The organism is Spirosoma lituiforme, assembly GCF_054776635.1.
In genome coordinates, this window is sequence record NZ_BAAHBO010000003.1 from 727,011 (window position 1) to 750,042 (window position 23,032).

At 48.2% G+C, this 23,032-nt stretch carries 17 protein-coding genes and 1 rRNA gene; 5 read left to right on the forward strand and 13 right to left on the reverse strand.

Annotated elements, in window-relative coordinates:
* The first annotated feature begins 728 nt into the window (after positions 1-728).
* Positions 729-1,718: a hypothetical protein gene (locus tag ACYU87_RS15445; protein ID WP_461134959.1), complete on the forward strand. Its 990-nt coding sequence runs from the start codon at positions 729-731 to the stop codon at positions 1,716-1,718.
* A 94-nt stretch (positions 1,719-1,812) separates the two neighbouring features.
* Here ACYU87_RS15445 and ACYU87_RS15450 read toward each other — a convergent pair whose 3' ends face one another.
* The 5 genes from ACYU87_RS15450 to gldB form a co-directional block, all read right to left on the reverse strand.
* Entirely contained in the window at positions 1,813-3,027 is a 1,215-nt protein-coding gene (locus ACYU87_RS15450) for a tyrosine-type recombinase/integrase (protein ID WP_461134960.1), read from the reverse strand.
* A gap of 457 nt (positions 3,028-3,484) precedes the next feature.
* Positions 3,485-5,317 (reverse strand): MutS-related protein, encoded by a 1,833-nt coding sequence (locus tag ACYU87_RS15455; protein WP_461134961.1) that lies wholly within the window; start codon positions 5,315-5,317, stop codon positions 3,485-3,487.
* A gap of 104 nt (positions 5,318-5,421) precedes the next feature.
* Positions 5,422-5,838 carry a Fur family transcriptional regulator gene (locus ACYU87_RS15460; RefSeq protein ID WP_460936192.1) on the reverse strand — a complete coding sequence of 139 codons (417 nt, stop codon included), beginning with the start codon at positions 5,836-5,838 and terminating at the stop codon, positions 5,422-5,424.
* Positions 5,839-5,908: 70 nt separating this feature from the next.
* On the reverse strand, positions 5,909-7,729 hold the full coding sequence (locus ACYU87_RS15465; protein ID WP_461134962.1) for an ABC transporter ATP-binding protein: 1,821 nt from the start codon (positions 7,727-7,729) through the stop codon (positions 5,909-5,911).
* Between the two features lie 36 nt (positions 7,730-7,765).
* Positions 7,766-8,740 (reverse strand): gliding motility lipoprotein GldB, encoded by a 975-nt coding sequence (gene gldB / locus ACYU87_RS15470; RefSeq protein WP_461134963.1) that lies wholly within the window; start codon positions 8,738-8,740, stop codon positions 7,766-7,768.
* Between the two features lie 39 nt (positions 8,741-8,779).
* Between gldB and ACYU87_RS15475 the strand changes: the two genes are divergently transcribed.
* A complete protein-coding gene (locus ACYU87_RS15475) occupies positions 8,780-9,682 on the forward strand; it encodes a porin family protein (protein ID WP_461134964.1) in 903 nt (300 codons plus the stop codon).
* A gap of 79 nt (positions 9,683-9,761) precedes the next feature.
* On the opposite strand, the gene hisF is transcribed toward ACYU87_RS15475, so the two are convergent.
* From hisF to ACYU87_RS15500, 5 genes are all read right to left on the reverse strand, one after another.
* Positions 9,762-10,517, reverse strand: a complete 756-nt coding sequence (gene hisF, locus ACYU87_RS15480) for an imidazole glycerol phosphate synthase subunit HisF (protein ID WP_461134965.1) — start codon at positions 10,515-10,517, stop codon at positions 9,762-9,764.
* Positions 10,517-10,939, reverse strand: a complete 423-nt coding sequence (locus ACYU87_RS15485; protein WP_461134966.1) for a GNAT family N-acetyltransferase — start codon at positions 10,937-10,939, stop codon at positions 10,517-10,519. Before ACYU87_RS15485 ends, hisF begins: the two co-directional genes overlap by 1 nt.
* A complete protein-coding gene (gene hisA, locus ACYU87_RS15490) occupies positions 10,936-11,658 on the reverse strand; it encodes a 1-(5-phosphoribosyl)-5-[(5-phosphoribosylamino)methylideneamino]imidazole-4-carboxamide isomerase (protein ID WP_461134967.1) in 723 nt (240 codons plus the stop codon). Before hisA ends, ACYU87_RS15485 begins: the two co-directional genes overlap by 4 nt.
* Before the next feature lie 74 nt (positions 11,659-11,732).
* Positions 11,733-12,320, reverse strand: coding sequence for an imidazole glycerol phosphate synthase subunit HisH (gene hisH / locus ACYU87_RS15495; protein WP_461134968.1), 588 nt, complete (start codon positions 12,318-12,320; stop codon positions 11,733-11,735).
* Between the two features lie 180 nt (positions 12,321-12,500).
* Positions 12,501-13,427, reverse strand: a complete 927-nt coding sequence (locus ACYU87_RS15500) for a DUF72 domain-containing protein (RefSeq protein ID WP_461134969.1) — start codon at positions 13,425-13,427, stop codon at positions 12,501-12,503.
* A 165-nt stretch (positions 13,428-13,592) separates the two neighbouring features.
* On the opposite strand from ACYU87_RS15500, the gene ACYU87_RS15505 reads away from it, so the two are divergent.
* Complete coding sequence (locus tag ACYU87_RS15505; RefSeq protein ID WP_461134970.1) at positions 13,593-16,313, forward strand: valine--tRNA ligase; 2,721 nt, start codon at positions 13,593-13,595, stop codon at positions 16,311-16,313.
* Positions 16,314-16,461: 148 nt separating this feature from the next.
* Positions 16,462-16,980 carry a D-glycero-alpha-D-manno-heptose-1,7-bisphosphate 7-phosphatase gene (locus tag ACYU87_RS15510; RefSeq protein ID WP_461134971.1) on the forward strand — a complete coding sequence of 173 codons (519 nt, stop codon included), beginning with the start codon at positions 16,462-16,464 and terminating at the stop codon, positions 16,978-16,980.
* Positions 16,981-17,301: 321 nt separating this feature from the next.
* Here the strand turns inward: ACYU87_RS15510 and ACYU87_RS15515 are convergent, their stop codons facing one another.
* Complete coding sequence (locus ACYU87_RS15515) at positions 17,302-18,786, reverse strand: type III PLP-dependent enzyme domain-containing protein (RefSeq protein WP_461134972.1); 1,485 nt, start codon at positions 18,784-18,786, stop codon at positions 17,302-17,304.
* A gap of 291 nt (positions 18,787-19,077) precedes the next feature.
* Between ACYU87_RS15515 and ACYU87_RS15520 the strand changes: the two genes are divergently transcribed.
* On the forward strand, positions 19,078-20,439 hold the full coding sequence (locus ACYU87_RS15520) for a UDP-N-acetylmuramate--L-alanine ligase (protein WP_461134973.1): 1,362 nt from the start codon (positions 19,078-19,080) through the stop codon (positions 20,437-20,439).
* A 50-nt stretch (positions 20,440-20,489) separates the two neighbouring features.
* Here ACYU87_RS15520 and ACYU87_RS15525 read toward each other — a convergent pair whose 3' ends face one another.
* Both ACYU87_RS15525 and rrf read right to left on the reverse strand, forming a co-directional pair.
* Positions 20,490-22,796 (reverse strand): GH92 family glycosyl hydrolase, encoded by a 2,307-nt coding sequence (locus tag ACYU87_RS15525; protein WP_461134974.1) that lies wholly within the window; start codon positions 22,794-22,796, stop codon positions 20,490-20,492.
* A 116-nt stretch (positions 22,797-22,912) separates the two neighbouring features.
* Positions 22,913-23,023: ribosomal RNA gene (gene rrf / locus ACYU87_RS15530) — 5S ribosomal RNA — on the reverse strand.
* Positions 23,024-23,032 lie beyond the last annotated feature (9 nt).

Genomic DNA, 23,032 nt, shown 5'->3' on the forward strand with positions numbered 1-23,032 from the left:
TGACGTGAACCGAGAGATTGAAAAATTCAGGCTTCCCGGTTTGGCCTGATCACCCGTGCACTGGTAATATCGTGTGGGCAGTATGCCCGTTATTTCTGTTGGTATCATCTGCCTACCTGAGCCGGTAGGCAGATGATTTGGTTTCCCACTATCACTCCGGAACATAGAGGCCAGTCGCTTCACTGAGACGTAAGGTGAGACCAGTGGCCAAGCGAATTCTGGCGGGTCGTGTGCCGCGCCATTCGATGACTTGACCCGCATCGGGTAGGTTGTGCGGGTTGGAGATGATTTTGATGTTATTCATCGTCATTATTGTCTAAATTTTCGCGGTCATAGTCTCTTTGCTGTCCGAAATAGGTAATCAATCTTTCGCGATTCAAAAGCAGAGGTTCGGTTGAACGTGCGAGAAGCAGGGAGAGAGTGGTCGGGTTCATAATTGGTTTATTTTGACGGTTCTTTCGTAATTATTTAAGCTCACAGTAAGTTGGCTATTCGAAATATGAGGGCTGACTAACGAGCGTTTTTGTATTATTTATAGTTTGTTAATACAAATACTCGAAAAAAATATGCCAGTGGTCACAAGATGATGAATTATCAAATGTGGTTTTGGCATTCTATTTGCCCGTTTTTTGTATCAATTACAGTTTAATAATACAAATTTATATCGTTCATTCTAATTTGTCAAGTTTTTTAACATATTATTTTGCAAAAACTTGCTAACTTAGCTTATGATGGCAAACAGCAGTAGACGAAATAAGAAATTGTCGGATGATGATCCTTTACAGGATCATTTTGACATACAAAAGACTGTACAACAGTATTTTAAGAATAACGTAAACCGACCGCTTCGTCTTCGACCCAACCCTTACAAACCCACGGAGGCTGAGTTGACTGAGGCTCAAAATGTAAGAGAAGAAAATTTAAAGAAGGCAGAAGCAAAGCTCGAGAACGAGCGATTAAGACTAGAAGAAGCCGTTCAGAAAGAACGGTTAAGCATTGAGGAGGAAAAGTCTAAATTAAAAACTGAAAGGAGAAGCCTTGCTCAAATAAAGTCTGCTTACAAGGCTAAGATCAAACAATTAGGCTTAGACGAATTTGGCGAAAATATACCTGAAGTTGTAGTCAAGGCAGTCAGAAGAGCAGTAATAGAAACACCATTAGATCGTCCAGCAAAGTTTCATGTCCACGATGAAAGTATAGTCGAGATGAAAAAACATGATAATGAAGCTGGATATAGATTAGTTGTGTTCAAACATACCTATACTGATCTTATGGAAGCTATAGCTCATGATGAAGTAATTAAGCATGCAATTGAAGGTGATTTTAATCTAAGGGAGGAATTACAAAATCCAAAATTCAGGTTCATAAGCGTGCAGGCTCCCCGTCTAAGCAGGTTGGCGGCTGATGCCCTTTCCGCACAAACACAGTATACAAAGACCCTTTATGGACGCGAATTGTCCAAAAAGGGGGCTGAAAAACGTAATATTGATGCGGATCAATATGCAGTGAATATGTATGATTTGATTTCTCGTTTGAAAAAGAAAGAAAATATTTCATCGTATCGTGATACTGTGAAAGCACTAAATGCGAATAACATCCCAACATTTAGAGAGGGTGGAGAATGGCATTTGAGTACTTTGCAAAATTTACAAAAACGTTGGAAGGAATTAAATTTGATATCAGCCAAGTCTAAGAGTTCGAAAAAACCCAAGCCGTAGCAATAATGCTCTTTTATGCTTTCGAGCTCAGATTTAGCGATATGCAAGGACATTGATGTAATAGAAGACTTGCAAGTATAATATCTTCTAGGTTTCATCCCGGTTTATTCCCTAACACCTTATCAAGTGCGTCATCAACATCCTGTGTCGTAAAATTCGATTGGTATCCCATCGTTGTAAGGATACTACTATGCCGGTACATCTTTTGCAGCGTTTGTAACAGAACCTTGTCACCAGCGTTTTGTGCAAAAGAATGACGGGCGATATGCATGGTTAGTGTCTTGTCGATGCCAGCAGCAGGTGCTACATGCTTCTTCAGGCACTTATCGATAGCGCTTGTCTTGAAAGCTATTGTGCGTTCCGTAATGAACTTGTCGTCAAGGTTGACATCCTTGAGTTCAGGAAATACCAGATCTTCCTTATTGCGCTGAAACGTCTTGTACTGCGCCATGATCAGAAGTGCTTTATCCGGCACCTTGAGAGAGCCGCCTTTATTGTTCTTGCCCATCTCATAATGCAGGCGGTCGTTCTGAAAGTCGCTCCATCGCAGACGCAGCACATCACTGACCCGCACACCGGCCAGATAATAAGAAAAGAGCCAGAGGTTCCGCACATGGTGCGGCTGACCCTCAAGAGCAACCGTTTCGAGCCTCTCCAACTCCTCAGGATTAAGGCCAACCTTGGACGAGTCCGGGAACTTGATCTTCATTTTCCCCTTACCAAAGGGATAGAACTTATCGTCAACCGCACCTTCTTTAATGGCGTGGCTGAAGACCGAGCGCATCATGACGATATGGTTGACAGCCGACCGTTCCGACAGGTTGAGTTTCGTGCGAACATGACCCTTGAACCGTTCCAGCACCGCAACGGTAATTTCCGGCAAGGCAATGTCCTGTTTGATAAATTCCTTGAAATGTTTGACGCGCGGCTTGTCTGCCGTGTACTGGTTGTACTTGCCAGCTTCTTTCAGGCGTTGCAGATACAGATCAGCTTGGGCAAAGAAGGTTGAACCAGTGGACGGTTTAATCTTCTGCCGGACCGCATGTGATGAGACGTGCGATTTGTGGGTTTCAAGCTCTATGGCCTGTTTTTCGGCTTCCAGCTTTTTGGTAGACAGAAAATTGTTGAGCCAGGTGCTGTTGGGATATGATTTTTTGACGCGCTGTTTTTCGGCGTCCCAATCCTCAGCTTTTATGCTATAGTCGAAATAGATATAGGAGGATTTACGATCTTTGGTAATGCGAATGGCAAGCGGAGAGGTGCCATCCTTCTTCTTTTCCTTGCGAAGTACAATGTTGACAGTTGCCATTTTGCCTACAACAATCCTACAACAAGAGGTGGTTTAGCCCGGAGTCTTGTGTACTGACCTGATTGCTAAGATACTCAAAATCAGTAGTATCAATTCATATCAAACCATATAAATTCAATTTACGCAGGACTGAAAATCCTTGTGTCGGCGGTTCGATTCCGTCCATCACCACCACCCTAACGCAAGCCTTCTCAATTGAGAAGGCTTTTTTTGTGGACCAAATCGAAAAAATCATCTGTCTTCCAGTCGTTTACCTAATACAAACCACAAACAGTATGCATGCATACTGTTTTATCAGCAGCAAATATACTGCTTTCAACAAACCGAACAAGGTGCTTTAGTAGTTGTTTCGGGTTCAGCCCAGATGTACCCGCGAAATTCCGCTAAGGGCTGGTTATTCGGTAAACAGATTGTCGTTACTGACTGGATTGATCCATCAGCCGTACCCTTGGCAACTCTATTTCTGAACGGCGTCCATGTCGATACCGATTGCCCGCATGAGTTGACTGGCATTGAAGCTCTTACAAATGCCATCCCGAAGTCTGTAATCAAATACCAGCTCTCCGTTATTAAGGTCAGACTGGAAATGGTAGTTGCGGACAAAACTATCTGCATCGGTCAGCTGACCTAATTCGAGATCGTGCGTGGAGACAAAACCCGAGGCCGTTGTGCGATGCATTTGGCGAATGAGTGCCTCAGCCCCACGGTGCCGATCGGTCGAATTCGTCCCTTTCAGAATCTCATCCAGAAAATAAAGCACGGGTAGCTTTTTTACGCCCGCTGGGGTTTCCGATTGATTGGGACCCGCTAAGCCAATAAGCGTCTGAAGGCGCTTTAATTCAGCGTAGAACGACGAAGTGCTTTCTTCGAGTGAATCCTGCGTACGCATGCTCGTAAACACCTGCACGGGCGAGCATCTGAATTGTTCGGCTCTCACGACGGCTCCCGCAAGCGCCAGTACGACGTTGGTACCTACCGTACGCAGAAATGTGCTTTTCCCCGACATATTGGAGCCAGTAATCAACACCGTTTTACCCGAGTCTCGTAAAACAAGCGAATTGGCAACGCTATTATTCTGGGCTAACAGCGGATGAGCGGCCGATGTCAACTCCAGCACAAACTGGCTGTCGACAATAGCAGGCGTGGCATAGGCCGGATGTGCATAAGCAAAACCCGCCAAGCTATTCAGGGCTTCCAGTTCACCAAGTACCTCGAACCAATAGCTGAGGGAGGGTCCATAGGTTTGCCGCCAGCGTTCGAGCCGGAGCAGATAGTGAATATCCCAGAGTGTCGCTACGCCAAAAAGTAAGAAGAAATACGGATTTCGTCGATAATTCAACCCCTCGGTCAGCCGACCCAACTGGCCAATCGCTTCGGAGGCTGATTGTTTATCGGTGGTCAGTGCTTTGTGGATCGCCTGCAACCGAACGGCTTCACCTCTAAGTTGTTCGGCCTGTTTGAAAAGAGAGTGGTAGGCTTTCAGAGCCCTGGCCATCTCAACGGTCTGCTCACTAACCTCCTTGGCTCGTGCCGACGTTTGACTCAGCACCAAACCATGCACCGACAGCGCCAGTAATACCCCCACACCCGGAACATACCCTGTTAACCAGGCAACGAATAAGCTCAGCGTAATGGCGGGGAAAATAAACCGAATGGCTGTCAGATAACCGGGTAAAGAAGCCACTTCAGCCGTAGCCCACTTAATGAGCGCGCCGGGCGATTGGCTGATTGTCGACTCGATGTAGGCTAACGCTTCAACTTCCTGGCGCCAGTCGATCTTTGGTTTTAGCTCCGCTACGGACTCCTGCCGAAGTCGGATGGTATCGGGTCCCGATGGCGTTTTGAGCCATGTAGCAAGTCGTTTCTGGCCGTCGTAGGTATGTGCCCGGTTAAGAAGCCGGAAAAGCGAGTGTTTCCCGAACACATCCAGATCACCCGCGTAATAATGCGTAGAGGTCACGTACTGCTCGCCGGTCTCGGGGCGTATATACTGCCGTTTAAGCCGACCTGATTCATCCTCGTTAATGAAGGCTAACTGATGAGTCAAATCCCGTTCGTAGCGAATTTGCTGATGCTTTTTCAGCAAAACGAGAAAGCCGATCAAGCCCACCACCAGCGTGCCGACTGCCGCCAGTTGCTCATCGAGTCGGATAAGCAGCCAAACAGCTGCAACGCTTCCGATAAACCAGACAAGCCGCCAGAAGCCCAATTGATTGTATTTTTGTTGGGTAGCCTGCTCTTTCTGACTGAATTGTTGCTGACGTTCGAGAAAAGTTGTTTCCGGGAGCATTCGATAACGCAGACAGAAGCCGCGACTAGTGGATAAAAAACGTAGACGACGCCAACCATAGATCTATTTGCCGTGGTGGACTTATTCGCTACGAACGGTGGGCGTTATTTATTACAATCCTGACATACCCCCTGAATGAGCAAGTTCATTTCCTTCCGATTGTACCCTTCGGGCAGCGCAATGGACGGGATGCTAACTTTATCAAGGCAGGTCGTTTGACCACAGGCTTCGCATTTGAAGTGCACATGGTCATGATGGTGATGTCCGGCGGAGCAATTATCGCGGCACAGGGCGTACTTGGTTCCTCCCTCATCATCCAAAACCTTATGCAACAATCCCTTATCCAGAAACGTACGCAAGGTCCTGTAGATCGTAACACGGTCATGATCGGGGCCAAGACCATTTTCAACGTCATTATGCGCCAGCGCGTGACCCGCATTCAGAAACAAATCGAGCACCTCCTCCCGGCCGTTTGTGTGGCGGAGGTTGAAGTTTTTCAGCGTTTTGGAAGCAGGGGTCATTTCAGTAAACGTTTGTGGTTTGTGGTTCATCGTTCGCCATTAGTAAGGCCAAACAACTAACCACGACCGATTATTCGGTCGTCTCAAATTGCAATTTAACCAGATTCGCGTAGATACCATCTTCCTGGGTTGCCAGCTCGTCGTGCGTACCCGACTCGGCAATCTGCCCTTCACGCATGACGTAAATCATATCCACTTTGCGGATCGTTGCCAGCCGGTGCGCAATGATGATCGTTGTCCGGTTTTGCATCAGCACGTCCAGCGCTTCCTGCACTAGCCGCTCCGATTCAGCATCGAGTGAACTCGTCGCTTCATCCAGAATCAAAATAGCGGGATCTTTCAGAATGGCCCGGGCAATGGCAATGCGCTGCCGCTGACCACCCGACAATTTAACACCCCGCTCGCCAACAACGGTTTGCAGGCCCTCGGGGAAGGAATCAATAAACTGGAGCGCATTGGCCTTCCGGGCGGCTTCGCGCACTTCGGTTTCCGACGCACCAGGTTTGCCATATTGAATATTTTCGAGAATAGTGCCGCCAAAGAGCATTACCTCCTGAGGCACTACGGCAATGTTTTTTCGTAACTCCGTCACGTTAAAACCCGACAGGTCGCGGTTATCGACCGTAATCTGACCGCTACCAATTGGGTAATAGCGCATCAGCAATTGAACAATGGTCGACTTCCCGGCACCACTCTGCCCAACCAGGGCAATTTTACGGCCAGCGGCCACATCGAGTGAAATACCTTTCAGCACGGCTACATCCGGGCGGGAAGGATAGGAGAACCGGACATCGCTAAATTGAACGCGTCCGTGTACCGGAACAAACAAGGGTGTTTCTTCTTCGGCATTTACTTCGGACGGTTCTTCCAGAATTTCCAGAATCCGCTCCGACGAGCCAATCGTTCGTTGCAGTTGAGCGTATAAATCGCCCATACCCGCGACGGAACCACCGATAAAGGTTGTGTACACGATGAACGTCAGTAGGTCAGCAAACGGCATTTCGTTCGATATTACCAGCGAACCACCATACCATACCACCCCGATAATACCACCAAAGAGGGCAAAAATAACGAACGACACAAATACGCCCCGGAAGCGGGCCGCGTGTAAAGCCGTATTCACAACAAGCTGCAAGGCATTGCCATAACGATTGATCTCCAGCTTTTCGTTGGTAAATGCTTTGACCACATTAACCGACTGAAGCGTTTCTTCAACAATGATATTGGCCTGAGCCAGTAAATCCTGCGCTTTCTTTGACAGCTTCCGGATGAACCGGCCAAAAAACATGGCGGCCAAAATAATTACCGGGAAGGTGGCCAGCATGAAGAGCGTCAATTTCCAGGAAACGTAGAAAATGATGGCCGTACCAATCGTCAGCGTACCTACTTGCCGGAATAACTCGGCTACGGTCAGCGTCAGCACATCCTGCAACTGCGAAATATCAGCCGAGATTCGGCTCGTCAGTTCGCCCACCCGCCGTTGCTCAAAAAACGGAATCGGTAGAGTAATAATTTTACTGTAAGCTGCCCGCCGTACATCGGCCATGGCCCGTTCACTTACCTGCGAGAAAAAGTATATCCGGAAGAACGAGAAAATAGCTTGCGCAATGAGCACACCCACAAAAAACAGCGTTACCTGATTCAGTGTGTAGGCCGATTTTCCCTGGATTACACTGGTGATCTGACCAATGAGCAACCCGAAGCTCATGGTTGTGCCCGTCGATAAGATCAGAAATACAAACCCGATTATGTATTGAACCCGATAAGGTTTTACGAACCGGAAGATGCTGACGGCCTTCTTGAACCCGTCGCGGCTGAACTTCTTCTTATCTTCCTCGTTGGCTTCTTCGCCAAAATTTCTTGCCCCAGTGGATGCTGATCGTTTTGCCATTCGTTTGTTGCTACAGAGACGCAAAGGGTTGCGTCTCTACTCTTTTTGTCCTTTGTAACCCGACTGCTCGAAAATCATACGAGCATCGGCATTGCGCATTAACTCCGAAATACTTACGCTACTGTGCTCATCATGATACCGACCCACAATTCGCCAGCCCAACCAGCGTCCAATAGCCCCGGGACATGCCTGACCGATTTCGGCTGTAAACGGCCGCTCGTTCAAATATCGCTGTTTTATGGCAGGACTGGTCTGATACAGCAACTGATTATCAATAAAATGCGCCCAGACCACATCCTGCGCATTAAACGTTTGCGTTAATTGCTTGTCTGAGTAACCGATAACTAAACTGTCGGCAACGTTGGGTAACATCGTTTTCGTAAATACATACCCTTTTCCATAGTAGACCATATCGGCAAGCATGGTTTGGTCGGCCCGGTTGGCAGCGTTGTATTTATCGGAAATGGCGAAAATAATGGCCGGAACAATGTACTCTTTCTGGTAACGGCGCAGAATGTACTGCGGAAATTCTTGCCCCGGCGGGCGATATTTGGCTTTCGGACCGGCGAAATAATCGATACCAATAATGATCAGACTGTCGGTAACCACCAGGTCAGGACCAAGAAAGCCCGTCACCAGGGTAGCCACTTTGGGTGCCCTGAAATCGGGAAAGTTTTCTTTGATGGCGGTAAAGGCTTCGGCCAACTGCTTTTTCAGGTCGGCCATGTCACCAAACTCGGTTTGAATCTGGTCGTTAAATTCACTAAGGGCCGGGTTGTTGACCCGGTTGGTCAAATCTCGGACAAGAGCCGTATCATTTCCGGCTCCATTCGCGTTAAAGTACAATTGAGCTACCGCTTGATTCTGGTTCAGCAAAGCCCGGACTTTGTCGGGCGATTTACTCGAAAAAAGCTTTTGGTCAAGCCGGATCAGCGTAACCTCTTCGTTTTTAGTACACGAAGACAGCAGAAAGAAACAAAAAAGGCCTACGATGGCCAACCGTATTTGCATGAAAATCACGTGTTTTCAATATAGAAAACGTGCAAAATTATGAAAAAAGTTGCAGGGTTTGGTCTGATTTTGGTCATGTTGGCTGCTGGCGGTGGTTGGGCGCAATCCACAACACCTGCGCTCTACCAGATGAGAACGAAGGAATCGAGCGTTACCGAAAAGCGGTTTCGAAAAATATTAGGGGATAATTACGATGGCCAGGACAAGAATCGTCGTGCGTATGACGATGATCGGAAACGCCGACGCCGGAAGCAGCAGCAGACGGCTGAAAACCAGACCGAGAACAACGGTTACGGTGCTGGCCCCGACTACGCCTGGCCTAGTCACCTGATTGAGATGGGCATTCGATTTGCTCCCTCGCTCGGCATGAATACGGCCGAAGGGTCGGGCACCTATCGTGGATTTAGTGATAACGGCGCAGGCGTTCGGATGAGCGTTGGCCCAACGCTCGATTATTTTTTCTTCAAAGATCGCTACGCGTTCAGCACCGGGCTTTGGTATACCATAAAACGCTCGGGCTTTCAGATGCCCGGCTCGTTTGGCCAGACCGTCTGGAATCCGGGCGCTCCCGAAAAAGAATCAGTCTACAATTTGCAGTACCTGCAAATTCCGGCAACAGTAAAGCTGTTTGCCAACAACATTGGTCCCAACATGCGCTTGTACGTACAGACGGGAGGCCTGATCAGTATCAAACTGGCCGAAAGAGCCCTTGACCCCGCGCGCAATGGTCTGTACATGGCAGAAAGTGGTGGCACTCGGCGGCAATATGGTTTTGGCGATATCGAACTGTTGCTCGGCGCTGGTGTGCAGTATAAGGTCAACCAGAACAACGCGTTCAACATTGGCATGAGTTACCAGCGGGGACTAATCAACGTTATGCGTGCCAGCGAACTGACATCCAAAAACCGAATTGTCTCGCTTGATCTGGGCTTTAAGTTCTAGTTTCGGTTAGGCCAAGAGGAAGCATCTTCGACAATTAGCCAATCGAGCTGTTACCGGAGATGCTTCCTCTTAGCCGAAACTAAATCCGCATGTCAATTCCTTTTTGCCGTAAGTACCCTTTCAGATCGGGAATGCCAATTTCCTTAAAGTGAAAGATACTAGCGGCTAATCCGGCATCGGCTTTTCCAGTGGTAAACACATCCAAAAAATGGTCCATTGTGCCAGCCCCGCCCGATGCAATAACTGGAATATTGGCATTTCCCGAAATCTGCGCCGTCAGTTCGAGGGCAAATCCGGCTTTTGTACCGTCGGCATCCATCGAGGTCAGCAGGAGTTCACCGGCTCCCCTGTTCTCTACTTCTTTTGCCCAGGTAACGGTGTGGAGTACTGTCGGTTTACGGCCTCCATGCGTATGAACGATGTGTTCGTCGGCCACATGACGTGTGTCAATGGCGACCACTACGCACTGACTTCCAAACTCCAGAGCCAGTTTATTAATCAGATCGGGATCGCGAACGGCCGACGAGTTGATGGAGATTTTATCGGCACCGGCATTGAGCAACGCCGACACATCGGCTACGGATGAGATTCCTCCGCCAACTGTAAACGGTATATTGATCGTGTGCGCTACGTTCCGAACGAGTTCGATAAGCGTTTTTCGCTCATCGACGGTGGCCGTAATATCCAGAAAAACCAGTTCATCAGCGCCCTGTTCAGCGTATATAGCCGCTAAGGCAACCGGATCGCCCGCATCGCGGAGGTTAACAAAATTGGTTCCTTTTACGGTGCGGCCGTCTTTAATATCGAGGCAGGGAATAATTCGTTTCGTAAGCATTAGTAGACGCTGAACGCTTTGATAGCTAATAAATTTTCGGGCGTTTCGAGAGGGGCAAAGCCAAATTGCCTGTAGAGGCCGTGGGCATCGAGTGTGAACAGCATCATCCGCCGAAGGCCCTGCACAGCAGGGTAGGCCATGATGAACGCTACGAGTTGTTTCGACAAACCCTTCCCCCGATGTTCGGGCAGAATAAAGACATCGGCCAGATACCCGAACGTGGCCGAATCCGTTATGAACCGGGCAAAACCAACCTGATTGTCTCCCTGGTACACGCCAAAGCAAAGCGAATTCTCAATTGACCGCTGAACGATCTCGACCGGAATGTTTTTGCTCCAGTACGCTTCTTCACTCAGAAAGCGGTGAATTACCTCAAGGTTGAGTTTGGTTTTATCGTCGCTGATGGTGTAGTCGGCGGTCATTGTTCACTGATTTTTTGCAATTCTTTTAACGTTACACGCCCCTCATAAATCGCCTTTCCGACAATAACGCCGAAGATATTCATGTCAGCCAGCGTTTCGATATCGACCATATTGCTGACGCCCCCGCTGGCAATGATGTTCAAATTAGGAAACTGATCCTGCATATTCCGGTACAGATCAAACGATGGCCCCTGTAACAAACCATCTTTAGCAACGTCGGTACTAATTACATACTGGATGCCTTTATCGACCCAGTTCTCCAGAAAATCATAAATCCACACATCAGTACCTTCTTCCCAACCGCTGACGGCAATTTTTTCGTTTTTTGCATCAGCTCCCAAAATGATTTTCTCCGAGCCAAGCCGGGAGAGCCAGCGCTCCATCTGATCGGGATTTTTTACCGCGATGCTCCCACCCGTTACCTGTTTGGCACCACATTCGAACACAACCCGCAAGTCTTCGTCAGACTGTACGCCACCGCCAAAATCCACATGTAGGCTGGTTTTGGACGTAATCAACTCGAGCACTTTCCAGTTTATGACGCGCTTCTCTTTGGCCCCATCGAGGTCAACCAGGTGCAGGCGTGTCAGGCCGGCACCTTCAAATTGCTGGGCTACCTCCAGCGGACGGGCGTTGTATTCTTTCTTCTGGTTGTAATCACCCTGAGTAAGCCGAACGGCTTTCCCATCAATCAGGTCAATAGCGGGGATGATATGCATGAGTAACGCGGACAGGCTGTCCGCCGTTTATGAATGATAGCTAAACAGGAGGCTGAAATACCAGCCCGGCCGCATTATAAGGTCAGAAAATTCTCCAGAATCCGCTGCCCAACGTTTCCACTGATTTCGGCGTGGAACTGAGCTGCGTAAAAATTATCGCGGTGCAGCATGGCACTAAATGGCCGGACATAATCGCAAACGGCCGTTGTTTCGGAGCAAATACCAGCGGCAAAACTGTGCACAAAATAAACGTACGCGTTGTCGGTCAATCCCTGCGTTAACAGCCCCTGTAGCGAGTGAATGTTGTTCCAACCCGTATGCGGCACCTTAAAGCCCGGCTCGTTCGGAAACCGCCGAACATCAACGTCGAATATGCCCATACAGGTCGTGTCGCTCTCTTCCGAGTAGCGACACATCAGTTGCATACCAACACAGGTACCCAGCACAGGCTGTTTCAGGGATGGAATCAGTTTATCGAGGCCCCGTTCGCGCAGGTAAGCCATCGCGGTACTGGCCTCTCCCACACCGGGAAAGATAACCTTGTCGGCCGAGCGGATTTCAGCCTCATCATCGGTTAGCAGGTAGCTGGCGCCCAGCCGTTCCAGGGCATACATGACCGACTGAACGTTGCCTGCATTGTATTTGATAATTACTGTTTTCATGCATGAAAAAAGCCCGGTTCCTTGGCAGAACCGAGCTTTGTATAGTGTGTTAATCAGGAGTATCTCACCAAATCCACAAACAAGCGCATCTCGTTCTGCCGCGTTACCGCTCAGAATGGTGATGCCAATGCGTTGCTGTCTGTAAAATCATAAGGCAAAGGTAACGCTCACGGACTTAAATCAAAACAAACTACCCTGCACGACTTTCGGCTGCAAAACGGGTTCGGGCAGGTTGAGGCCACAATGTTTGTTTAACTCGCGAACCCAGTATAGAATCAGTTCGGGGGCCGTGTCATTATCGCCACCACCATGAACAAACAAATAGGCTTTCTGTAACCCTTTGTCAAACCAAGTTTTCAGTCGCTGTACCCAGGCATCAACTCGTGTGTAATCCGTTGGATGGCCTTCGTTGGCAATAAACCGCAACGTAAGAACAGGACTGCTCAGGCCCATGTGCAGCACATCCCGCCGACCGGCAACGTCGGTGATCACCACATGCCGATGCAGGCCATAAAGTCGCTCAAGCGTTTGCTGCCAGACGGGTGCTTTGCTGAACCAGTCCGGATGGCGAAACTCCACCGCTACATCAAGTTCATCGGGCAGACTTTTCAGGTAGGTTTCCAGAACCGGCCACTTATCCGGCCCAAAGGTGGGTGGCAGTTGCAGAAACGTCATACCCAGAAATTCTTCCAGACTCAGCACCGCATTCACAAATTCTTCGGTCAGGCCTTCAGCCGCAATCAAATGGCGTTCGTGACTGATCGCCTGCGGAAACTTGGGGCAGTAGGTAAATCCTTCCGTTGCTTCGGATTTCCATTTTTCGATCATGCCCGGCGTAGGAATCTGATAGTGCGTCAGGTTCAATTCAATGGTATTGAACTGCCGGGTGTAGTAATGCAGAAAATCTTTGTCTTTGGCATGGGTTGGGTACACTTTCCCAACGTAATCTTTGTTGGCCCAGACAGGACCACCGATAAAAACAACTGGCTTGTACCGATCGCTGACGGGTAACGGTTCGACGGCCGCCCAAATTCGACCATTGAAGGCCGCTCCCGGCGGTAAGTCGAAATTGACGGTATCTGGGTTGTGTGTTTTCCCGAATTCCATGGGTGCCTATTCATGAAGTGTGCAGGTAAAACTGGTAAAGACCCGCTTTCGTTTTTTCGCCCTACCCAATTTAGTTAATTTTGCTTTTTATCCGTAGTGCTCGCCGTCGGTTTTTGCTACACAAACCATGTATACGATAACGGGAGACAGGATTTCAACTGATCTATGATTTCAAAAACATACGCCCCCCAGGAAATTGAAGCCAAGTGGTATCAATATTGGCTTGATAACCAATTTTTTAAGTCTGTTCCGGACGAACGCGAACCTTATACCATCGTTATCCCGCCCCCGAACGTGACGGGTGTGTTGCACATGGGCCATATGCTCAACAATACGATTCAGGACGTATTGGTCCGGAAAGCACGTATGGAAGGCAAGAACGCCTGTTGGGTACCCGGAACGGACCATGCCAGTATTGCTACCGAAGCCAAAGTAGTGGCCATGCTCAAAGAGCGGGGCATCGACAAGAAGGATTTGACCCGGGACGAATTTCTGGAATACGCCTGGGAATGGACGCACAAGTACGGAGGTATCATTCTGTCGCAGCTTCGGAAGCTGGGGGCTTCCTGCGACTGGGACCGGACTCGTTTCACGATGGAACCGCCTTTGTACGACTCCGTAATCGATGTGTTTGTAGACCTCTACGAGAAAGGCCAGATTTACCGGGGCGTTCGGATGGTTAACTGGGACCCGCAGGGACGAACAGCGGTATCCGACGAGGAAGTTATCACGAAGGAAATTCAGCAGAAGCTGGTTTATATCCGCTATGAAATAGCCGGGAGCAACGGCCAGGAATTCATCACCATCGCTACTGTCCGGCCGGAAACAATCATGGCCGATGCGGCTATTGCCGTTAACCCGAACGATGAGCGTTTCAGGCATCTGCACGGCCGTAAAGCCATTATTCCGCTCATCCATCGCGAGATTCCTATCATTACGGATGAGTACGTAACGATGGATTTCGGAACGGGTGGCCTCAAGGTAACCCCCGCCCACGATCCGAATGACTACGCGTTGGGAATTACGCATAACCTGCCCGTACTGGATATTCTCAACGACGATGGTACGCTGAATGAGAAGGCCCAGATTCTGGTGGGTATGGATCGCTTTGCCGCCCGAAAAGCCATTATCAAGTTGCTGGATGAATCCGGAAATCTGGAGAAAACCGAAGACTACAAATCCAACGTGGGTACGTCGGAGCGGACCGGAGCCGTTATTGAGCCGAAACTCTCGTTGCAGTGGTTCCTGAAAATGGACGATCTGTCGAAGCCCGCGCTCAAGAACGTGATGGACGATACCATTCAGCTCGTTCCGCCCAAGTTCAAGAACATGTACCGCTCCTGGATGGAGAACGTCCACGACTGGTGCATTAGCCGTCAGCTGTGGTGGGGCCAGCGGATACCGGCTTTTTACATGCAGGACGGAACAGTGATCGTTGCCAGAAACAAGCACGAAGCTCTGGAAAAAGTGCAGCATGAAAAATTGCTCTTCGCCATGACCGAAGCCGATCTGACGCAGGATGAAGACGTGCTGGATACCTGGTTTTCATCGTGGCTATGGCCCATCTCTGTTTTTGACGGCTTGAAAGATCCCAATAACGCCGACATTAATTATTACTACCCGACCAATGATCTCGTTACAGCGCCCGAAATCCTGTTTTTCTGGGTGGCCCGGATGATTATTGCCGGGTACGAATACCGGGGAGAAGCGCCGTTCAAAAATGTTTACCTGACGGGTATCGTTCGCGATAAATTAGGTCGAAAGATGTCGAAATCCTTGGGTAACTCGCCGGACCCGCTCGACCTCATCGACCAGTACGGAGCCGATGGCGTGCGCACGGGTATGCTGTTCAGTTCGGCCGCGGGGAATGACCTGATGTTCGACGAAAAACTGGTGGAGCAGGGCCGGAATTTCAGTAATAAGGTCTGGAATGCTTTTCGGCTGGTTAAAGGCTGGACAGTAAAGACGCAATCCCTTGCGTCTCCTGTGCGTCAGCAAAATCCATCCGGCCAAGAGACGCAAGGGATTGCGTCCCTACCTATCCAATGGTTTGAATCCAAACTGAATGCAACGCTGATCCAAATCGAAGATGATTTCAGCAAATTCCGTATTTCTGACGCCTTGCAGGCCGTTTACAAGTTGATCTGGGATGACTTTTGTTCGCAGTATCTCGAACTGATCAAACCGCCCTTTGATTCAGAGACGGGTACGCCACAGCCAATAGATTCGGTTACGTACGAGGCTACGATCGATTTCTTTGAACGACTGATGCGGTTGGCTCATCCGTTTATGCCATTCATTACCGAAGAAATCTGGCAGGACATTCGCGAACGGCAAACCGGTGACAGCATTTGTATCGCACCGTTTCCTAAAGCCGGACCGGTTGACGAGCACCTGTTGACGGACTTTGACACACTGTTCGACGTAATTTCCAACATCCGCAATATTCGCAATGCCAAGCAGATTTCGCCCAAGACCGAACTTCCGCTGGCCATTAAAACCAGTTCGCCGGACCGGTTTGAAAAACTCGGGCCGCTAGTCAAGAAAATGGCCAATGTTTCGGCTGTCAGTTACGTCAGCGACAAGGTAGAGGGTGAAACGCAGGCCACTTCTGCCGATCGGCTGGCGCTATCTTTTCTGATTAAAGGCGACGAGTTCTTTGTCAACATTGCCGGAGAAATTGACGTTGAGCAAGAGATGGTCAACACACGTAAGGAATTGGATTACAACATTGGCTTCCGTGAATCGACGCTCAAAAAGCTATCGAACGAGAAGTTCGTTGCGAATGCCAAACCAGATCTTGTTGAGCGGGAGCGCCAAAAACTCGCCGATGCTGATGTTAAAATTCAGGCGTTGGAGCAACGATTGCGAGACTTAGGCGTATAAACCATTACCCGGTCAACATAGTCCAACTGATCAAGACGAAAGATTTCGCCCTATCTGGTGGTATTTATTAATAATTTTCAAAGCAATAATACAATTAATAAGTCAAATAATTGTATTATTGCTTTTTACATAACAACTTCTGTCATCAATGAACAAGTGTATATTTTTAGACCGAGACGGTGTACTGAACGAGGACCGAACGGACTATGTGTATCGAATCGAGGATTTTATCATTCCCGAGGGGGTACCCGAAGCACTTCGTTTGTTGAAAGATGCGGGCTACCTGCTGATTGTTATCACAAATCAGGCAGGCATCGCGAAGGGACTGTATACCCGCGACGATGTGATGACCTGTTATAAGTATTTACAGGATCAGTGCGGTCAGTTGATTGACGATATTTACTACTGCCCTCACCACCCCAGCTACGACAGCGAATCACTTACCCGAAAACCTGGTTCGTTACTGCTCGAAAAAGCTATAGCTAAGTATGACATTGAACCGGACGTATCCTGGATGATCGGGGATGCGCTTCGGGATATGCAGGCGGGCAGGCGCGTCGGTGTACGAACCGTTCGTATTGCTCATGAGCCAAAACCCTCCACTGAGTACGATGGCTGTGCGACCAGCCTCCTGGAAGCGTCTCAATTTGTACTGAAGTATGCGTAAAAAAGAACCCCAACTTTTAAACAAGTTGGGGTTCTTTTTTACGATCAAATGTTTTTACTACGCCCGAATCTGGTTTGGCGCAGATTTTTGTACACTGCCGTACGCAGGACAATTAGACTTGCGCGAGCACGACCCAAGCGTTAACGTTGCCAGTACGGCACCCAAAATCAGTAATTTTTTCATGAATCTATAGCTCCGTTTTTGCCCTAACCTTCAGATTGATAAACGAATATAGTGCCAAAAACTGTACAGCCTGTTAATTTTTTGTCGGGCTACAGCAACTTCCGTCGTTCAGCTGCGTAGCCCGACAAAAACTAACGTTTAATTTTCTTCTTTTACTAACTCCGCTTCTTCTTCGCGCTCCTCGGCGGCTTCCGTTGCTTCGAGTTCTGTCATACCAGGTTCAGCGCCACCATAACCCAGAATTTTGAGCATCACCTCACTATTCTGTTCGGGTGCAAACAGCCGGGTTCTCAGATTACCCTGTTCATCCTTATCGACGATAACGTGTTGAGGAGCGGGGATAAGGCAATGCTGAATACCGCCGTATCCGCCCAATGATTCCTGATAAGCACCCGTATGGAAAAGACCAATGTACTGGTCTTCGGCCTCCTGATCAAAAATGGGCAGGTATAAGTCGGCGCTGTGCGCTTCAGTGTTGTAAAAATCGTGTGAATCGCAGGTCAGACCACCCAGATTGACTTTCTGATAGGGATTGTCCCAGTTGTTGACCGACAGCATAATGTATTTCTGACCCAAGCCCCATGAGTCGGGTAGCTGCGTAATGAACGATCCATCAATCATATACCACAACTCCTTATCGTTCTGCAGTTTCTGATCAATTACTTTATAAATGACCGCCCCACTTTCGCCGACCGTATAAGAGCCGAACTCCGTGAAGATGTGCGGTACCGGTACATTGTTCTTGTTACAAATCCATTGAATACTTTCCACAATCTGATCGATCATGGCCTGGTAATCGTACGTGAACTGGAACGACGTTTGTATGGGCATCCCCCCTCCGATATCAATGGAGTCAAGGTCGGGACACATCTTCCGCAATTCGCAGTATTTGTACATGAACCGGCTTAGCTCGCTCCAGTAGTAGGCACTGTCTTTGATACCCGTGTTAATGAAAAAATGCAGCATTTTCAGCTTGAATTTTTCATTTGGCTGGATTTTACTCCGATACAGTTCGTTTACATCGCTGTACCGAATACCCAGACGCGACGTATAGAACGCAAAGTTCGGCTCCTCATCGGTAGCGATCCGGATACCAAAATTCACTGTATCAGTCGTTACCGAATTCTCATAGGCTTCAATTTCCTTCAGGTTGTCGAGAACCGGAATACAATTGGTAAAGCCTTCGTTGAGAAGTTCGCTGATGTATTGGGTATAAAGCGGACGTTTGTACCCGTTGCAAATGATATACGTGCTTTTGTTAATCTTACCCGATTTGTATAACTCCCTCAGTATCTGAATGTCGTAAGCCGAGGACGTTTCGAGGTGTACGTTGTTCTTCAGAACTTCGTCGAGCACAAATCGAAAATGAGACGACTTCGTACAATAGCAATAGGTGTAATTGCCCTTGTAGTTATACCGCTTCATCGCATTCTTGAACAATATTTTGGCATGTTCAATATGCTCCGTAATCTTTGGTAGATAGGTCAGTTTCAAGGGCGTACCGTACTCCTTGACAATGTCCATCAGCGGAACATTATTGAACATCAGTTCATTGTTCTCAACATTGAATTCCCGCGTGGGGAACTCGAACGTCTGGTCAATCAGATCATAGTATGTCTTCATCCCTGCGTTTAGAGCATAAAATGGGGTTTCCTGCTGCGGCCCGGTCCGTTAACAGGATACAGGCCGTTGCGGTTTTAATTTGAAAAAACAGCTGCGAAATTGACCCCGAAAATCGGGCTTTCCAAAGAAAGGACATGCGCACCATAGTCAACGAAAAAGTAGGGGGTTTGATTCGGGAATAGCAGAAATTTAATAGTGTGGAAACATACTTTCTCCATCAACGGATTGTCATCTTTCTTCAAACCAAAAGAACGTCTACTTTTGTCGCTCGACACTGATTGATTTTACCGAATGTCTCAGGTTATTCATTTTATCTCCATTGGCGGCAGTGCTATGCATAATCTCGCCCTGGCACTTCAACAACAAGGGTATACCATCACTGGCTCCGATGATCAAATTCACGAACCATCACGGACTCATTTGCAACGGCATGGTCTGTTGCCAGCGGAATCGGGTTGGTTTTCCGATAAAATAACGACTCAGTTAGAGGCTGTTATCGTTGGTACGCACACGCGTAAAGACAATCCTGAGCTTATTCGGGCCTTGGAGCTGGACTTGCCAATTTATTCCTATTCCGAGTTCATGTATCAGCAGAGCCAGCAGAAACAGCGGGTCGTGATTGCCGGAAGCCATGGCAAAACAACGATAACGGCCTTAATTCTGCACGTACTGAAATTCCACAACCGGAAGTTCGATTACCTGGTCGGTGAGCCGGTAGAAGGGTTTGAAACCCTGGCCCGGTTAACACCCGATGCACCAATTATTATTTTAGAAGGCGATGAGTACCCTTCATCGCCCGTTGATACCCGGCCAAAGTTTTTACACTATCAGCCACACATTGCCCTAATTAATGGGATTGCCTGGGATCACGTGAATATTTACCCAACCTGGGATGAGTACGTCGATGCTTTTGAGTTGCTGGCCGAAGCCATGCCTAAAGCGGGCATTCTGATCTTCGATGAATCAGACGACATGCTCGATGTTATTGGGCAGAAAGATCGCGCAGATATTACAAAAATTCCCTATTTACCGCACCCAAGCGCCATTGTTGATGGGCAAACCGTTTTGCTGACCAAGAAAGGGGTAAAAATACCCGTACAGATTTTTGGGCAGCACAACCTGAAAAATATTGCCGGGGCCATGACCCTCTGCGATCGCATTGGCATTACGGAAGAGCAGTTTTATGAAGCCATCCCAACGTTTAAGAATGTAGCCATGCGGCTGGAGAAACTGGCCGAAAACAATGGGCGATTTGTTTACCGCGATTTTGCCCACTCCCCCGCTAAGGTGGAGGCAACAACGGAAGCTGTTAAGCAACAGTACGCCGGCAGAAAACTAATGGCAATTGTTGAACTTCATACGTTCAGTAGCTTAAATAAAGCCTTTTTAGAGCAATATAAAGGCACATTAGAGGCCGCTGACTATGGAGTAGTTTACATTGATGAACATGCGTCAGAAGGTAATCCTGAGGCTATAACGGTCAACGACGTGTTTTCGGCTTTTGACAAGTCCGGTTTGACCGTATTGACTACACCGGATGAGTTGCATTCCTTTCTATCCAGGCACCGCAACGACGCCGATATTTTTTTGCTGATGAGTTCCGGGGACTTTGGTGGATCAAATCTTGACGAGTTTGCGAACCATCTCGTGTAACAGGAAAGCGAGTTCCGGAAGGCCAAATGCTATCCAGAACTCGCTTTCTTTTATTTTTTGTCTGACGAAAACGAAAAGGGGAAGTTGGCTGCGCCCGTGCCACGTTGCGTGTTGGCTTTGTCGATCATCTGAAAGTCCAGCCGGGCACCCTGCATCAATTCCTTGTGGCTTAACCAATTAGGATTGTATAGCTTTCCGTTCACGTTAAGTGCCTTAACGTAGCGGTTCTGCACACTGTTCGCTGGCGCATTAATGGTCAATGTCTTTCCGTTTTCCAGTTTCAGCGTTATTTTCTTAAATAGCGGAGCACCCAACACATATTGATCCGTGCCGGGGCAGACGGGGTAGAAGCCCATGGCCGAAAATACGTACCAGGCGGATGTTTGTCCATTATCTTCGTCTCCGCAATAGCCATCGGGGGTAGGCTGGTACAGTCGATTCATTACTTCGCGCAACCAATACTGCGTTTTCCAGGGCTGACCGGCATAGTTGTACAGGTAAATCATGTGCTGGATCGGCTGATTGCCATGTGCGTAGTTGCCCATATTCATAATTTGCATCTCGCGGATTTCATGAATAACAGACCCATAATACGAATCATCGAAAACGGGAGGCACCACAAAAACGGAGTCCAGCATGTTCACAAACTCCTGACGTCCACCCATCAGCCCAACCAACCCCTGTACATCATGAAAAACGGACCAGGTATAGTGCCAGCTGTTACCTTCCGTAAAAGCATCCCCCCACTTAAATGGGTTAAACAGGGCTTGAAAGGTACCATTCTCGTTTTTCCCCCGCATGAGCTTTGTGCTCGGGTCAAAAAGATTACGGTAATTTTGTGACCGTTTGGCGAAACGATCTATCTCCGCCTGCGGACGCTTTAACTCCTTCGCCAGTTGATAAATTGTGAAATCATCATAGGCATATTCCAACGTTCGGGCTGCATTTTCATTAATCTTCACGTCGTAGGGTACATAGCCAAGTCTGTTGTAATAGCTGGCACCTTTGCGACCCACGGAAGTAAGGGGTCCTTCTGTTTCTGTATTCTTCAGGATGGCTTCATACAAGGTATTGATATCATAGCCCCCTCGAACGCCTTTTAAATAAGCATCGGCAATAATAGACGCCGAGTTCGAGCCAATCATGCAATCCCGATGGCCTGGGCTGGCCCATTCCGGCAGAAACCCACTTTCCTTGTACGCGTTTACCAAGCCCTCCATGATGTGCGTATTCAGGGTAGGCTGAGTTAAGTTGAAAAGCGGAAAAGCGGCCCGAAAGGTGTCCCAGAATCCATTATCCGTGAACATATAACCCGGTAAAACCTGGCCATTGTAAGGGCTGTAATGAACAACCTTTTTCGCAGCATCCAGTTCGTAGAATTTACGGGGGAAAAGCATTGTCCGGTACAGACAGGAGTAAAAAGTTTTGAGTTGCTCGTCGGTGCCTCCTTCGGCAGAAATTCTACTCAATTCTTTATTCCAGATGGCTTTTGCTTTCTCCTTAACGGCATCGAATGAGTCTTTACCAATTTCATCCAGATTGCGTTCGGCTTGCTCAGCACTGATGAACGACGAAGCCACACGAGCGTAAACCTGTTCTCCTTTCCTGGTCTTGAAGCCAACAACCGCACCAACATGATCTGCTTTCTGTTCGAGTTCTTTAGCTTCCAACAGTTTATCATGCCATACAGCCGTGTTCGCAAAGGGCTTGTTGAACTGAATGACGAAGTAATTTTTAAAATTATCCGGTACGCCCCCGCTATTTTTAGTCGTGTATCCGATAATTTTATTTTCACTCGGAATGATCTTCACGTACGAACCCTTATCCAGTGCGTCGATCACGACATAAGCCTCTTCAGTTTGCGGAAATGTGAACCGTAAAGCAGCCGCGCGCTCTGTTGGACTTATTTCTGTAGTTACATCGTGATCGGCCAGATAAACCTTGTAGTAATACGGTTTTGCCGTTTCCGATTTATGCGAGAACCAGCTGGCCCGTTCATCCTCATTGAACCGTAATTTACCCGTGATCGGCATGATGGCAAACTGTCCATAATCGTTGATCCAGGGGCTGGGCTGGTGTGTCTGTTTGAATCCACGAAGCTTATCCGCATCGTAGGTGTAGGCCCAACCATCGCCCATTTTGCCGGTTTGTGGCATCCAGCAGTTCATACCCCATGGCAGGGAAATGGATGGGTAGGTGTTTCCTGTAGATAGGCTAGGTTTGGAGGCTGTACCCATCAGCGGATTAATTAAGTCGACAGGATCATTTATCTGAGAGAAACCTGGAATGATTGGAATGATAAAACAGGCTAGTAAAAACTGGAAAATACGCATCGAGTAACTCCGGATCTTATCCATTGATCTATGTGAAATAATGGTCTAAAGTTAATTGATCTAGTAATGCTTATTGAGTATCTACAATATCAAAACGCAAAAAGCCCGTCCTTGTGGGACAGGCTTTCGCTGTTTTCAATAGGTGGCATCTTCCTACTCTCCCGCTTATGACAGCAGTACCATCGGCAGTGCGGGGCTTAACGACTCTGTTCGAAATGGTAGAGGTGAACACCCGCCTTAACTACACCAACCTAATTGAC

Bases quoted from the DNA above. Each gene is read 5' to 3' on its own strand.
- ACYU87_RS15445 (WP_461134959.1), top strand. From the start codon at position 729: ATGATGGCAAACAGCAGTAGACGAAATAAGAAATTGTCGGATGATGAT.
- ACYU87_RS15450 (WP_461134960.1), bottom strand. From the start codon at position 3,027: ATGGCAACTGTCAACATTGTACTTCGCAAGGAAAAGAAGAAGGATGGC.
- ACYU87_RS15455 (WP_461134961.1), bottom strand. From the start codon at position 5,317: ATGCTCCCGGAAACAACTTTTCTCGAACGTCAGCAACAATTCAGTCAG.
- ACYU87_RS15460 (WP_460936192.1), bottom strand. From the start codon at position 5,838: ATGACCCCTGCTTCCAAAACGCTGAAAAACTTCAACCTCCGCCACACA.
- ACYU87_RS15465 (WP_461134962.1), bottom strand. From the start codon at position 7,729: ATGGCAAAACGATCAGCATCCACTGGGGCAAGAAATTTTGGCGAAGAA.
- gldB (WP_461134963.1), bottom strand. From the start codon at position 8,740: ATGCAAATACGGTTGGCCATCGTAGGCCTTTTTTGTTTCTTTCTGCTG.
- ACYU87_RS15475 (WP_461134964.1), top strand. From the start codon at position 8,780: ATGAAAAAAGTTGCAGGGTTTGGTCTGATTTTGGTCATGTTGGCTGCT.
- hisF (WP_461134965.1), bottom strand. From the start codon at position 10,517: ATGCTTACGAAACGAATTATTCCCTGCCTCGATATTAAAGACGGCCGC.
- ACYU87_RS15485 (WP_461134966.1), bottom strand. From the start codon at position 10,939: ATGACCGCCGACTACACCATCAGCGACGATAAAACCAAACTCAACCTT.
- hisA (WP_461134967.1), bottom strand. From the start codon at position 11,658: ATGCATATCATCCCCGCTATTGACCTGATTGATGGGAAAGCCGTTCGG.
- hisH (WP_461134968.1), bottom strand. From the start codon at position 12,320: ATGAAAACAGTAATTATCAAATACAATGCAGGCAACGTTCAGTCGGTC.
- ACYU87_RS15500 (WP_461134969.1), bottom strand. From the start codon at position 13,427: ATGGAATTCGGGAAAACACACAACCCAGATACCGTCAATTTCGACTTA.
- ACYU87_RS15505 (WP_461134970.1), top strand. From the start codon at position 13,593: ATGATTTCAAAAACATACGCCCCCCAGGAAATTGAAGCCAAGTGGTAT.
- ACYU87_RS15510 (WP_461134971.1), top strand. From the start codon at position 16,462: ATGAACAAGTGTATATTTTTAGACCGAGACGGTGTACTGAACGAGGAC.
- ACYU87_RS15515 (WP_461134972.1), bottom strand. From the start codon at position 18,786: ATGAAGACATACTATGATCTGATTGACCAGACGTTCGAGTTCCCCACG.
- ACYU87_RS15520 (WP_461134973.1), top strand. From the start codon at position 19,078: ATGTCTCAGGTTATTCATTTTATCTCCATTGGCGGCAGTGCTATGCAT.
- ACYU87_RS15525 (WP_461134974.1), bottom strand. From the start codon at position 22,796: ATGGATAAGATCCGGAGTTACTCGATGCGTATTTTCCAGTTTTTACTA.